Here is a 13,244-nt window from a genome sequence, read left to right as displayed (position 1 = left end):
ACCATCGGTGCGACTGCGGCGGAGTCGACGGCTGGGGAGGGGAAGTTGGCGGTGATCTTCCCGAGCGACTCGGATGACTTTCAGGCGCACCCTGGAGGTGCTGCAGCCGCCCGACGTTCGCGCGGCCTCGGTGTGAGCGTGGCGGGTGTGAACTCCCGTGGTTCCTGGGGTGGAGCAAGGCACGGATGGCCGTCCTTCTACGACGCACGCGACTCGGACGCCGTGGAACTCGTGTCCGACGATTCACATGGGATGGTGCGCACGGAGGTGCGGTGCGCCCGCTGCGGGTCCCACCTGGGGCACGTCTTCGAGGGGGAGGGCTACCCGACCCCGACCGACCAGCGGTACTGCATCAACTCGATCTCGCTGCGGCTGGCCCCCGACCAGGACTGACGACAAGGCGAGCCCCGGGGTGAAGACCTCCCTCGCGTACTACCGGTGCACCATGTCGGCCGAGCGCGGGGGCGGCGGCCTCCGCTCGCCCTCGGCTGCCGCGGGGGCGGTCAACCGCCGGTCGTGCAAGCCTGTTTCTGGCGCTGGACGTACAGGCGATTGCCCGTGGGGCCGGTCCATTCCAGCCGTACGACGCCGGGCACGGCGGCGTCGGTGATGCGCGAGGGGTCGGCCCAGTAGCCGGCGGCCGGGTTGCGGAAGAACGTCGCCCACAGGTGGCCGCTGTGATCCACGAAGAAGTTGTTGTGGCCCGCGCCGACGCCCGCGGTCCACCGCTTGGAGTACGGGCCCTCGAAGTTGTCCGAGACGGCGACGACCGCGTCGTACTGGTACTGGACGCGGCCGGGGCCGGGCGGGTCGTAGGCACAGCGCGTGCTGCCGTCGGGATTGATGGACGTCCGCGACCACGCGGCGTGGAGGAGGTAGTACTTGCCTTTGTACTTGAGTACGGAGGCACCTTCGAGGTACGGCTCGGGTGCGTAGGGTGTCTGCTGGAATTTCGGAAGGTTGCTTGTCGGGACGATGTCTTCCATGTCGTCGCGGAACTTCGCGTACAGGTCGTTGTGCAGCACGAGCCAGGCGTCGTCGCCCTCGGTGTAGAGGCCGCCGTCGATGTGGTGGTAGGCGCCGGGTTCGATGAACGCCGGGCCCCCGACGAGCGAGCCGCCGAAGGGCTTGTTGAGGTTGCCCTTGACGAGCCGGTAGGGGCCTTCGATCCCGCCCTCGCTCACCAGCATGAAGGAGCCGACCTTTTGGGAGTGGTCTCCCATGCACGCGACGATGTACCACCTGCCCCGGAAGTGGTGCAGCTCCGGGGCCCAGACCTCGCCGCGCTTGCCGAACCGCTCGTCGTGCCAGTACTCCTGCCACGGAGCGACGACCGTGCGTCCGGGGCGGTTCTCGCCGACGAACTCGGGCGACCAGACCTTGCCCCGCTCGGCTTCGGGCCGGATGCCGCTCGTGTCGACCAGACGCCACGGCCCCTTCAGGGACGGGGCCACCCACACGAAGATGCCGTCGTTCCACGGAGCGGCTGTGCTGAGCCCGGGCGCCCGGGAGGTGCCTGTGGCGACGTAGAGAGGACGACCGTCGACAACGAAGCAGTTGACGTAGGTGTCCCGCATCCAGACCTGGCCGCGCTCCTCGTCACGGGGGCGCAGCTCCAGCGGGAGGAGGAAGGAGTTGTCCTTACGCGGCCACAGGTCCAGCCGGGTGTCCGCGAGGCCGTAGGGCTCGGGGGCGGGCCAGTTCGACGGGTGGCGCCGCTGCGACGCGGCCTCCGCCGGCGCCGCCTGCGCAGCGCTCGCGGGCAGTGCCGCCACTCCCAAGGAGCCGGTGACACCGGCCAACAAGGACCGTCGGTCGATGTGCAGCCTGTTCTCGGAGCTGGTCATCAGTCACGTTCTCCTTCGTCGTCGAGGACGCCGGTGCCCTGCTGGCAGGCATGCACAGCATGTGAACGCCCGGCGATTTCATTCACAGCCCGGAAAAATAATCCGGAGCGCCTGACGCTCTGACGAGCTCGGGCGCCGAAGCATTTCCGAAGCGGGCGGCCAGGGTGGCCGTGGTGGTGGCAGCCGGGACCGGGGCACCGGTCCCGTTCCTTGGTGGAGCCGACTCCCTCATCCAGGGCGGTGGTGATGTCCAGGGTCCGCGAACAACGCTTGCCCGGGGCTCCCCGGATCAGGACCGGGGCGGGGAAGGTCAGGACGCCGATGGCGACTGCGACCAGGTGAAGGCGGTCGGATCCGTGCTGGATATCCGTTTCACTGCGGCTCCGTGATCTTCTCGTTGAGACCTGATACGGGGAGCGGTGCGGTGGCTCCTTCCGGTTCGAAGGAGCTCAGGCTCGGGTCGTGGTCGGACGCCCCGATGTCGTACATGGGCGTCATCCAGTGGAAGAAGTTGTCGCCCCGCTCGCGGAGCAGGTCGTACAGACGGCGCATCAGGCGTCGGCGCACGGGCTGCATTTCCGGGTGCGGATACCGGTTGTGGAGCTCGTGCGGGTCCTGGACCAGGTCGTACAGCTCATTGACCGACTCGGGGTTGACGATCAGCTTGTAGCGGTCGTCGCGGATCATCCGCTGCGGGTAGGGGAAGTGATGGCCATGGAACTCGGCGACCAGCTCGCCGGGCCATTCCGGGTGTTCACCGCGGACGAGCGGCACCAGGCTGCGGCTGTCCACCGCGGGCGAGGGATCGCAGCCCGCCAGCTCCAGGATGGTCGCCGTGCAGTCCGTGAGCGTGACCAGCTCGTGGCGCACCTGCGGGGCGGCGCCGGGGATACGCACGATTCCGGGGATGTGGTAGATGTCCTCGTACATCGCCGGGCCCTTGTCATGCAGCCGGTGGGCACCGGTGAATTCGCCGTGGTCGGCGGTGAAGAAGACCGAGGTGTCGTCGCTCAGGCCGAGTTCGTCGAGCCGGGTCAGGATGCGGCCGATCTGCTCGTCGATCAGCGTGACGTAGCCCCAGTAGACGGCGATCAGTTTCCGGGTGACCTCGATCGGGATTGTGTCGAAGGTCCAGTGCTCGCTGTAGTTGCGCTGCACCGGAGGCTTGCCCTCGAAGGTCTCGGCTATCGACGCGGGCAGCTCGACCAGGTCGGGGGCGTAGAGGTCGAAGTACTCGTCGGGTAGCAGATAGGGCAGGTGCGGCCCGAAGAAGTGGGTGGCCAGGAAGAACGGCCGGCCGTCCACGGCGTACTTGTCCAGCTGCTCGATGGCCCGGGTGGCGAGGTAGTACTCAAAGGTCGCCTCCACCGGCTGGTGCAGCCTCGCGGCCAGCAGGTTGCCCGGGTTGCCGTTGGGGGTGGTGCCGCGGATCGGCTCGGATATCCGGTACGGCGGCAGATCCCGCTCGGCCAGGTAGGCCAGGTAGTCGGGGTGGTCGACGGGGTTGTGCCAGCCGGGCAGGTCAGGCCCGTCGAAGCCGTACGACGCGGCGTTGCGGTGCGTGCCGCCATGCCACTTGCCGATCAGGCCCAGCTGATAGTCGCGCTCCCGCAGGGCGCTGGGAAACGTGAACGCGTCCTCGCGCAAATCCTCCAAGTAGCCCACGTTGCGCTCGTAGTTGGCGAGCAGCCGATGCCGGAACGGGGCCTGGCCGGTGAGCAGGCTGGCGCGGGCCGGGGTGCAGATGGCGGTGGGCGTGTAGAACCGGTCGAAGCGTGTGCCGGTCGCGGCCAGCCGGTCGAGGTTGGGGGTCGCCACATGCGGATTGCCGTAACAGCCCAGCGTGTCGACGCGGTGCTGGTCGGTCATGAGGAACAGCAGGTTCACTTGGCAGCTGCCTTCGTGTAGAGGTCGCCCGTGTAGTACGAGGACGGGTCGGGCCTCGACTTGAGCTGGCCGGTGCGGACGAAGAAGTCGCTCAGCCCGTTGAGCCACTTGTCGACGGTGCCGTCCTTGGTCTTGGCGACGAGATCGGCGGTCGTCAGGATCTCCACGTTCGAGGCGTCCGACTTCACCTTGTCCGTGTCGAGCTTGAGCAGCTTGGCCGTCTCGGCGATCGCCTCGTCCGGGTGCGCGGCCCGCCAGTCATTGGCCTCCTGCAGCACCTTGACCACCTTGCTGGAAAACTCGGGCTTCACCTTGTTGCCCGCGACGAAGGCGGTGGGGAAGGAGCTGTCGAGGTCCCGGGTACTGGCGACTTCCCGCAGTTCCGGCACCTTCGCCTTGACGGTGTCGATGAGCGGATACCAGATGCCGGCGCCGTCGATCTGTCCGGAGGCGAACGCGGACACGATCGTGGCCGGGTCCATCTGCACCTTGTCGATGTCCTTGGCCGTCATCCCGGCCTGTTCGAGGGCGTAGTTGAGCACCATGTCGCCCGAAGTGCCCTCGGGCACGCCGACCTTCTTGCCCTTGAGGTCCTTCATCGAGTCGATTCCGGGTTGGGCGATGACCCGGTCGGCGTACGCGAGCGTGTTGATCGCGACGACCTTGGCCTTGCCGGAGGCAGGCAGCCACATGGCGCCCGGGCCGATGTAGCCGAAGTCGAGGTCGCCGGCGCCGAGTGCCTGGATCTGCACCGGGCCGTTGTTGAAGGCCTTGATCTTCGGCGTGAGGCCCGCCTTCTTCCACAGGCCCTGCTTCTCGGCGATCGCCAGCAGGCTCGCGCCGTTGTAGTCGCTGATGTAGCCGAAGTCGACGGTGGTGTCATTGGCGGAGTCGCCGGAGCATGCGTTCACTGAGAGTGTCAGCATGGTCACCGCTGAGGCGGTCGCGAGGGCACGCCGGATTCTGCTGCTGTGCATGGCGGGACAGTCCTCTCGGGAGTAACTCGGTAGAGGGGCAGCGCGCTCAGTCGCCGGGGCTCGGACGGCCGGTGCTTTGAGACGCTGGTGCTCTGGTGCTCTGGTGCTCTGGTGCTCTGGTGCTCTGGTGCCGGTGCTCTGATGCTCAGGCACTCATGCGGTGGGTGCGGCGGCCGTCTGGTGATAGACCGCGTGCCAGACCTCGTTGCGGATCCGGCCGAACTCGGGAGAGAGCCGGATCTCTTCGGTGCGGGGGTAAGGCAGATCCACCTCGATGACCGAGTGGATACGGCCCGGCCTGGCGGCCATCACGACCACCCGGCTGGCCAGATAGACCGCCTCGTCCACATCGTGGGTGATGAACATGACCGTGCGCTGCTCCTGGCTCCAGGTGTCGAGCAGCTGGTCCTGCAACTGCACCCGGGTCAGCGCGTCCAGCGCTCCGAAGGGCTCGTCCATCAGCAGGACCTGCGGGTTCACCGCATAGGCGCGGGCGATGGCGCAGCGCTGCTTCATACCGCCGGACAGCGTCTTGGGCAGTGCGTCGGCGAAGTCGCCGAGCCCGACGAGGTCGATGGCGTGCTCGGTCCGCCGCTTGCGCTCGGCGGCGGGGATCGAGGCCAGTTTCAGCCCGAACTCCACATTGTGGCGGACTGTCAGCCAGGGGAACAGCGCGTACTGCTGGAAGATCACACCGCGGTCCGGTCCCGGTCCGTCGACCGGCTTCCCTTCCACCAGAACCTGGCCGGCGGTGGGTTCGAGCAGACCGGCCGCCATGCTCATCATGGTGCTCTTGCCGCAGCCCGACGGTCCGACGACGGTGACGAACTCCCGGTCGGCGATGTCGAGTGACACATGGTCGAGTGCGGTGAAGGTGGTGTCCTTCATCGGGTAGGTCTTGACCACGTTCTGGAATGAGATCTTGGTTTTCATCGGCGCTCCTGCCAACCGGTGAGTCGTCGTTCGGCGAGCAACAGCAGCCGGTCCATGACCAGCCCGAGCACGCCGATGGTGATCAGCCCCACGAACACCTTGGGGATTTCGTAGTACGTCGAGGCGTACTGCATGCGGTAGCCCAAGCCCTCCTGGGCCGCGATCAGCTCGGCCGCCACCACGGTCGCCCAGGCCGCGCCGAGTCCGATCCGCATCCCTACGAGGATGAAGGGGGTGGACGCCGGGACAACGACCTTGACGAAGATGGTCCGGTCCGATGCTCCGAGCACCCGCGCGGCATTGATCAGCGTCCGGTCCACATCGGTCACACCCTGGAAGGCCGCCACCACGCAGGACATGAACGCCGCCAGGAAGATCACCGCGATCTTCGGTGTCTCGCCGATGCCCATCAACACGATCGCCATCGGGATGAGCGCCAGTGGCGGGATCGTCCGGAAGAACTGGATGAACGGTTCGATCAACCCCCGGGCCGTGGGGTACCAGCCCATCAGGAACCCGACCGGAATGGCCAGTGCCGTACCGAGTGCGAAGCCGAGGAGGACCCGGCGCAGACTGGCCAGCGAGTCATCCAGCAGAGTGCCGTCGGCGATCATTTCGCCGGCTTCCTTCACCACGGGGCGTGGTCCTGGCAGATTGTCGATACCGAGCGACGCCAGGGCCCACACGGCCAGGCCGATGATGAGGGCGATCAGATTGAGTACGAGGGGATGTCGGGAGCGGCGTACGGCCCGCCGTTCCGAGGGTGGCGCGGATTTCTTCTCGGGTGGGGTGATCACGGCCATGGATGCCTCGTCTGGTTCAGCCTCGTCTGGTTCATACGTGCTCCTCAGGGCCCGGCTGTGCGGGGTAGCGGGAGAGAAGGGGGGATTCGTGCAGCACAAGGGCGATACCGCCGAGCGCGCCGCCGACCTCGCCGAGAGTCGCCCGGCGCAGATCGACCCGGTGCCGCGAGAGTGGCAGGATGTGGGTGCCGATGGCTTCTTCGACCGGTTCGATGAGCGCCGCGCCGGCCTCGGCCAGCTCACCGCCGATCACGATCACGCCGGGGCCGATCGCATTGCACACCGCGGCGAGCACGGTGCCGATCCGGGTGCCGACCCGGCGCAGCACGGCATGTGCCACCGAGTCGCCGGCCTGAGACGCTGCCAGAAAGGCGGCGATATCGTCCGCACGCCCGCCCGCGGCGCGATAGGAGTCGAGGACCGCGCCGATCGAGGCCACGGTCTCAAGACACCCGGTTCCGCCGCACTCGCAGCGCTCCCCGGCCGTCTCGGCGGTGATGTGACCGAACTCGCCGGACAGTCCGTCGACACCGCGGTGCAGCGAGCCACCCACCACAAGGCCGCCACCGACACCGTGTGACAGCCGCAGATACAGCACATCCTCGTCGCCGGCCGCGGCACCCCACACCGACTCGGCCAGCGCGGCCAGCCTGGTGTTGTTGTCCAGCAGCACCGGCACCCCGAACCGCTTGCCCAGGAGTCCGGGCAGGCCATTGATGCGGTTGGCGTGTGTGACCTCGGCACCCGGGGGACCGACGGGACCGACCACGCCCACGCCGATCGCGCTGAGTGCGCCGAGCCGCAGCGTCCCCTCGGCCAGTGTGGCGATCAGGCGCTCGGCGATGTCGACCTGCTCCTCCCAGGGCAGATCCGCGGCGTGCGGCTCGCTCGCCGACCCGATGACCTCGTGTGCGACATTGACCGAGGCCACATGCACCGCACGCCGGGCGAAGTCGATGCCGATCGCCTGGCCGGCCTCGGGATTGAGGGCCAGCGTCTCCACCGGTCGGCCACGCTTGCGCAGCGCCGGGTTCGGTGCGGAGACGACAATGGCGCCGCTGGTCACGAGCTCGGCGATGATGTCGTAGAGGGTTGTGCGGGACAGCCCGCTCTGTTTGCCGAGCTGGCCCCGGCTGAGCGGGCCGTGCTTGCGCAGCAGGTCCAGTACGCGGTCCTCGTGCCCCCGCCGAAGCCGTGCCAAGGGGCTGTCGTGATGTTGCATGCAGCACAGCATGCGGACGACTTCATGTTTTCGTCAACAGTCCGGAAAAAAGAATTTTCCAGGCTGCTGAACCCCTCGCCGGGACAGTGTCTGTGCTCGTATAGTCGCCGCCGAGTCCGCCACGTACGCCAGGCAGGGAGACCATGAACGACACAGAAACGGATGCGGACACGGCAGCGGCACCTGAGGTGAAGGCCTGTTGCTCGCCCTCACGCGGCGCCGGCGCCGCATCCGTCGAACTCGCGCCGGGTTTCCGGACCGGCGGCACCGCGGGCATGGGCACCGGGGGCATGGTGCGACTGTCCGGCGGTACGTTCCTGATGGGCACCGAGGACGCGGAAGGCTTCCGCTCCGACGGTGAGGGTCCTGTACGCGAGGTGACTCTCGCGCCCTTCTGGATCGACGTACACGCGGTGACCAACGAGCGGTTCGCCGAGTTCGTGGACGCCACGGGCCATGTCACCGAGGCCGAGCGGTTCGGCTGGTCGTATGTGTTCGCCGGGTTCCTGCCGGCCGCGCTCCGTCGCGGTGCGGCACGGCCGGAGCAGACGCCTTGGTGGTGCGGGGTTCCCGGCGCGTACTGGAAGGCACCGCAGGGGCCGGGCAGCGGGCTCGCCGAACGGTTCGGTCATCCCGTGGTCCATGTGTCCTGGAACGACGCGATCGCCTACTGCCGGTGGGCCGGCACCCGGCTTCCGACGGAGGCCGAATGGGAGTACGCGGCCCGGGGCGGGCTTGAGCAGCGCCGATACCCCTGGGGGGACGAGCTCATGCCCGGAGGCGAGCACCGCTGCAATATCTGGCAGGGGCGATTCCCGAGCAAGAACACAGCCGAGGACGGCTATCGGGCCACTGCCCCGGTGGATGCCTTCGAACCAAACGGGTTCGGCCTGTACAACGTGGCGGGGAACGTGTGGGAATGGTGCGCCGACTGGTGGCACACCGACCACACCGCCACGACACGCACCAACCCCGTCGGCCCGGCCGGCGGCACGGCCAAGGTCACCCGTGGCGGCTCATACATGTGCCATCACTCCTACTGCAACCGCTACCGCGTCGCCGCCCGTAGCTCCAACACTCCCGACAGCACCGCGGGAAACCTCGGCTTCCGCTGCGCGCGTGACGTGTAACCGGATATCCGGGTCCTCGGCACGCTGTGGCCGGAGTACCGGGCCACGCTGATGACAGAGCCGCTCGGGCAGGAGAAGAACCCGCACGCGCAGGCCCGGCTGCTGCTCGCCGGGCGCGAGATCGCAGTGCCCGGGCACTGCGGCGGAGCCGCGTTGCATGTGACCGCGGCCGTGGCGCCGGATCCGCAGAGGATGACGATGTCGTCGTCGGTGCCGCCGACCAAGTTACGGATGATCCGGCGGGCGTCCTCGCGCAACCCGGTCGTCTGCAGCCCGGTGCTGGAGCTCGCGGTGTACGTATGGGCGTAGCGCGGCAGGACATGGTCGCGGATGAAGTCCTCGACGAAGTCGAGCGATTGGCCGGAGGCGGTGCAGTCCGCGTAAACGACGCGCCGAGGGCAGTAGGGCCCGCCCATCACCTCGTCGTGGCCGACGATCCCCCGGTGGATGCGCTCCAGGAGGGGGGAGCGGGGACGGCGCGTCGCCGGTCTCGGGCGGCTGGTGGAAGGTGTTGTGCACGGTGCAGTGCGAGGCGACGGCGAGCAGGGCCGCGCGCTGCTGCTCGGTCAGCCCTGGCGGCGGGGCGATGATGGTCCGGACGGACGCGACGCGGGCCGGGCGGTCGGTGGCCATCGTGAATTCCGTATGGACCCGCAGTCCGAGCCGGCCAAGGACGACCTCGTCGAGCAGGTCCAGGACGTCATCACGGTCGGCGACTTCTACGAGCACGCGGCCGGCGGCCAGATCATCCACAGCGTCGGCGGCCGGCCACATGCGGCCGGGATCGGACCGCCCTCAGCTGTGCTGCCTGATCAGCCAGCCGACGAGCGTCCGTGCGATGCCGGACATCACTCCGCCGACTGCCGCGCAGGCGATCTTGACGCGTTCCTGGCGGGTCAGACGAGTCCTGGACATGGTGCCCTCCTGGGCTGAGTGAGATCGGTCGTGAACAGCCGGCCGGCTTGAGGACCACCGTGCGGGCTCGGAGAAGATCCACTCCGAATTGCGACGAGGTACCAATCCCCTGTCGCATCAGGCCTGTTCAGCGCTGCCCGCATGGCAGGCGGTCGCAGGCTGTCGGACGAGCTGAGACGGCGCGCTGACACCCACCGCGGGGCGGGGCCGCGGAATCAGGGCATCTCCTCGGCGAGGTGCCGCCGTAGGATGCCGTTTTCACGTACGCCCTCCTGACGAGCCCAGCAGACTGGCGACGCAGAAGTACGGACGGGCGTGAGGGAAGATGGTGCGGATGAAGGGCGATGGGGTGCGGACCGTCGGCTCGGGGCGCTCGTTGCGCCGTCCGGAGGTGGCTCCGGGACCGCTGCGTGATTTGAAGGAACTTCTCTACGAGCTCTACCTCGCGGCCGGGAACCCGACCCTCGACCAGATGGCCGCAGCCATCGCGGGCGACGACTCCCTCAGCTGCGCACCGTCCCGTGACACCATCCAGCGCATCCTCAGCTCGTCCGACGTGCCGCCGAAGCTGGCGGATGTGTGTGCCCTGGTCTCGGTTCTGAACAGATGGACAGGCGTTCCACCGGAGCAGGCAGGGCAACTCACACACCGCGCCACTCAGTTATGGACGGATGCCAAACTTGAGCGCCCGCTGGGCCGGCCTATTCGTGAGTTGGTCGATCCCTGGGACCTGGAGGTGCATCGCGCCATCGAGGTGCCCGGCCCGGTCGGCGAGCCGCTCCCCCTGCTGCCTGCCTATGTCCGGCGTCCCCACGACGACCTCCTGCGGGATGTGGTCGACGAGGCAGTCGTCGGCAACAGCACGATCGCAATGCTGGTCGGAGGCAGTTCCACCGGCAAAACCCGGGCGTGCTGGGAAGCCGTGCAGACCCTGCCTGACGAATGGCGCCTATGGCATCCCATCGACCCGGAACGGCCCAGGGCGGCGCAGGCCGCACTGCACCGCGTAGGTCCGCACACGGTCGTCTGGCTCAATGAGTCGCAGCACTACCTCCTGACGCCGGGAAATCCGGCGGGCGAAGAGATCGCCGCGGGCCTGCGCGAGTTGCTGCGGGACCGTCGGCGCGGACCCGTCCTCGTCCTCGGCACGATGTGGCCGGAATACCGGGCCACGCTGATGACCGAGCCGCTCGCCCAGGAGAAGAACCCGCACGCGCAGGCCCGACTGCTGCTCACCGGGCGCGAGATCGCGGTGCCCGGGCACTTCGACGGAGCCGCGATGCACGACCTGAAGAGCGCCGCAGCCGCAGACCCGCGCCTGGCCATCGCTGCCGAGCGGGCCGCGGGCGGCGGCATCACGCAGTACCTTGCCGGGGCTCCCACACTCCTCGACCGCTTCGAGGCGGCACCCGCGGGTGCCAAGGCTCTGCTGACGGTGGCCATGGATGCCCGGCGGCTCGAACACGGTCCTGCACTACCCCAGGCCTTCCTCGCGGCTGCGGCCGAGGCCTACTTCGAAGACGAGGAGTGGGACCTGCTGCCTGAGGATTGGCTGGAGCAGGCACTGGCCTACTGCGCCAGACCGGTGCGCGGCGCCCGGGGCGTACTGACCCGGATCCGCCCCCGTGCCGGGCGGGCCGAACCGGGGGACACGCGCTACCGGCTGGCCGACTACTTGGAGCAGCATGCCCGCCGTGCCCGCGGCGCGGCGCCGATTCCCGTGGGTTTCTGGTACGCCGCACTGCATCACACCGGCCCGGCGTCCGCAGCTCAACTCGGCTCGGCCGCGCAGAAGCGAGGTCTGTACCGCACGTCGCTACTCCTTCGTGAACGCGCCGCGGCGGCCGGTGACGTGGAAGCCCTGCGGGGCATCGCCAACATGCTCATCGGACTGGGCAGGACAGAGGAAGCCACCGGTTGGTACGAGCGGGCTGCCGCAGCGGGTGACGCCGAAGCACTCCGATGGGTGGCCACGCATCAGGCCTTCAGCGGTGACGTGTCACGCGTACTCGACTGGTACAGGAGAGCGGGCACGCCGGAGGCACTGCGCTGGGCGGGCAACATGCTGGACCTCGCCGGGTGCACTGACGAGGCGCTCGACTGGTTCGAGCGGGCAGCCGTGGCGGGTGACGACGACGCACTGCGCTGGGCGGCGAACATGCTGGAGCGCGAAGACCGACTGGACGAAGCCCTGCACTGGTACGAGAAGGCGGTACGCACCGGGGATCTGGAGGCGCTGCGGTGGGCGGCGAACATCCAGATCGCGCGGGGACGCCTGGAGGACGCGATCGACTGGCACCAGCGTGCCGCCTCCTCCGGCAAGATCGAGGTACTGCGCAGGACCGCCAGTTTCCTGGCCACTGAGGGACGGGTCGAGGAGGCGATCGCGTGGTACGAGAGGGTTGCCGCGATGGGTGATCGCGCAGCCCTGAGCACTGCGGCCGACCTGCTGTACGCCGAGGGCCGCCTGGCGGACGCGCTCGTCCGGTACGAGCGGGCTGCCGACGCCGGCGATCCTGTCGCGCTCGGCTCAGCTGCTCGCGCACTGCACACCGAAGGCCGCGTGGACGAGGCACTTGTCTGGTACGAACGAGCAGTACAGAGCGGGGACACCGAGGCACTGAGGACGGCCGCGGACATGCTGGCAGCCAGTGACCGGCCCGACGAGGCGCTTGCCTGGTACGAGCGGGCCGCCGCGGCCGGATACCCGGGTGCCCTGTACGCGGCTGCGGACATGCTCGTGAAGTACGGGCGATCCGACGAGGCGGCAGCCCTGAGCCGACGACTTGTCGAGCGGGCCCCCCTCTCTCAGGCGGCGCGCGGTTCGAATGTCCTGAAGGATCGTGACAACGGCCCTGCGGAAGCGCTGCGGCGGGCCGCCTCGGAGCTGGCGGACAAGGGGCGGATCGAGGAGGCCATTGAGGCACACCAGCAGGCCGCCGAAGCAGGCGATGCCCTGGCCCTGTGCGAGGCGGCGTCCCTGTTGGCGCGAGCGGGCCGACTGGAGGAGGCCCTCGACCACTACACGAAAGCCGCTGCCAAAGGCATTGAGTGGGCCCTGACATTTGCTGCGGGGGAACTGGCCGACAGCGGCAGCGTAGACCTGGCCATAGCCTGGTACGAGCGAGCCGCTGCGGGCGGGGATGTTCACGCTCTGACGGCGGCGGCGTACATGCTGCACGCGCAGGGCCGCGTCGACGACGCGCTGACCTGGTACCGCCGTGCGGCGTTCGCGGGCGAAGAACAAGCCCTGGCCGCAGCCGCCGGCATGTTGCGCGAGTGGGGACGCATGGAGGAAGGGAACAGTCTGGAGCGGTACGGCTGGGAGCTGGACGGTTCCATAGCCACCGAATGGGATCCCGTCGCATCGAGCGGAGGCTGATCGGCGGGCCGACGTGAGCACGGCGCCGAGAACGGCTGCATCGGTCAAGGTCAGTGGTGGTCGGTTTCCATGGTGGCCGGCGCCGCCCACCGCCGAAGGACCCGGTGGCTCGCGACAGTCAAGGACGCCCGCACGGAGCACCGTCGGG

Annotated in this window: 10 protein-coding genes and 1 pseudogene; 5 read left to right on the top strand and 6 right to left on the bottom strand. The window is 68.6% G+C overall.

The features are described from left to right. Positions 1–183: 183 nt before the first annotated feature. A pseudogene (locus ACIHCQ_RS28880) lies at positions 184–393 on the top strand (peptide-methionine (R)-S-oxide reductase); the annotation flags it as partial. Between the two features lie 110 nt (positions 394–503). On the opposite strand, the gene ACIHCQ_RS28875 reads toward ACIHCQ_RS28880, so the two are convergent. From ACIHCQ_RS28875 to ACIHCQ_RS28850, 6 genes are all read right to left on the bottom strand, one after another. After that, positions 504–1,847 (bottom strand): family 43 glycosylhydrolase, encoded by a 1,344-nt coding sequence (locus ACIHCQ_RS28875; protein WP_399668476.1) that lies wholly within the window; start codon positions 1,845–1,847, stop codon positions 504–506. A 372-nt stretch (positions 1,848–2,219) separates the two neighbouring features. After that, the gene (locus ACIHCQ_RS28870; RefSeq protein WP_399668473.1) at positions 2,220–3,734 is read right to left on the bottom strand and encodes a sulfatase-like hydrolase/transferase; all 1,515 of its coding nucleotides are present in this window, start codon (positions 3,732–3,734) and stop codon (positions 2,220–2,222) included. Continuing rightward, the gene (locus tag ACIHCQ_RS28865) at positions 3,731–4,711 is read right to left on the bottom strand and encodes an aliphatic sulfonate ABC transporter substrate-binding protein (RefSeq protein WP_399668470.1); all 981 of its coding nucleotides are present in this window, start codon (positions 4,709–4,711) and stop codon (positions 3,731–3,733) included. The genes ACIHCQ_RS28870 and ACIHCQ_RS28865 overlap by 4 nt, the downstream gene beginning before the upstream one ends. Before the next feature lie 153 nt (positions 4,712–4,864). Continuing rightward, entirely contained in the window at positions 4,865–5,644 is a 780-nt protein-coding gene (locus ACIHCQ_RS28860) for an ABC transporter ATP-binding protein (protein WP_399668467.1), read from the bottom strand. Next, on the bottom strand, positions 5,641–6,447 hold the full coding sequence (locus ACIHCQ_RS28855; protein WP_399668464.1) for an ABC transporter permease: 807 nt from the start codon (positions 6,445–6,447) through the stop codon (positions 5,641–5,643). Before ACIHCQ_RS28855 ends, ACIHCQ_RS28860 begins: the two co-directional genes overlap by 4 nt. 31 nt (positions 6,448–6,478) lie before the next feature. Further along, complete coding sequence (locus tag ACIHCQ_RS28850; RefSeq protein WP_399668461.1) at positions 6,479–7,681, bottom strand: ROK family protein; 1,203 nt, start codon at positions 7,679–7,681, stop codon at positions 6,479–6,481. A gap of 131 nt (positions 7,682–7,812) precedes the next feature. Here ACIHCQ_RS28850 and ACIHCQ_RS28845 point away from each other — a divergent pair, with 131 nt between their 5' ends. From ACIHCQ_RS28845 to ACIHCQ_RS28830, 4 genes are all read left to right on the top strand, one after another. Further along, positions 7,813–8,799 carry a formylglycine-generating enzyme family protein gene (locus ACIHCQ_RS28845; protein ID WP_399668458.1) on the top strand — a complete coding sequence of 329 codons (987 nt, stop codon included), beginning with the start codon at positions 7,813–7,815 and terminating at the stop codon, positions 8,797–8,799. A gap of 51 nt (positions 8,800–8,850) precedes the next feature. Beyond that, on the top strand, positions 8,851–9,108 hold the full coding sequence (locus ACIHCQ_RS28840) for a hypothetical protein (protein WP_399668455.1): 258 nt from the start codon (positions 8,851–8,853) through the stop codon (positions 9,106–9,108). Between the two features lie 204 nt (positions 9,109–9,312). Then, on the top strand, positions 9,313–9,732 hold the full coding sequence (locus ACIHCQ_RS28835; protein ID WP_399668452.1) for a hypothetical protein: 420 nt from the start codon (positions 9,313–9,315) through the stop codon (positions 9,730–9,732). Positions 9,733–10,048: 316 nt separating this feature from the next. Then, on the top strand, positions 10,049–13,096 hold the full coding sequence (locus tag ACIHCQ_RS28830; RefSeq protein ID WP_399668449.1) for a tetratricopeptide repeat protein: 3,048 nt from the start codon (positions 10,049–10,051) through the stop codon (positions 13,094–13,096). Positions 13,097–13,244 lie beyond the last annotated feature (148 nt).

The sequence above is a fragment of the Streptomyces sp. NPDC052236 genome, assembly GCF_044548015.1.
Lineage (GTDB): Bacteria > Actinomycetota > Actinomycetes > Streptomycetales > Streptomycetaceae > Streptomyces.
Note: the sequence above shows the minus strand (reverse complement) of the source record. Positions and strands in the feature narration are given on the sequence as shown.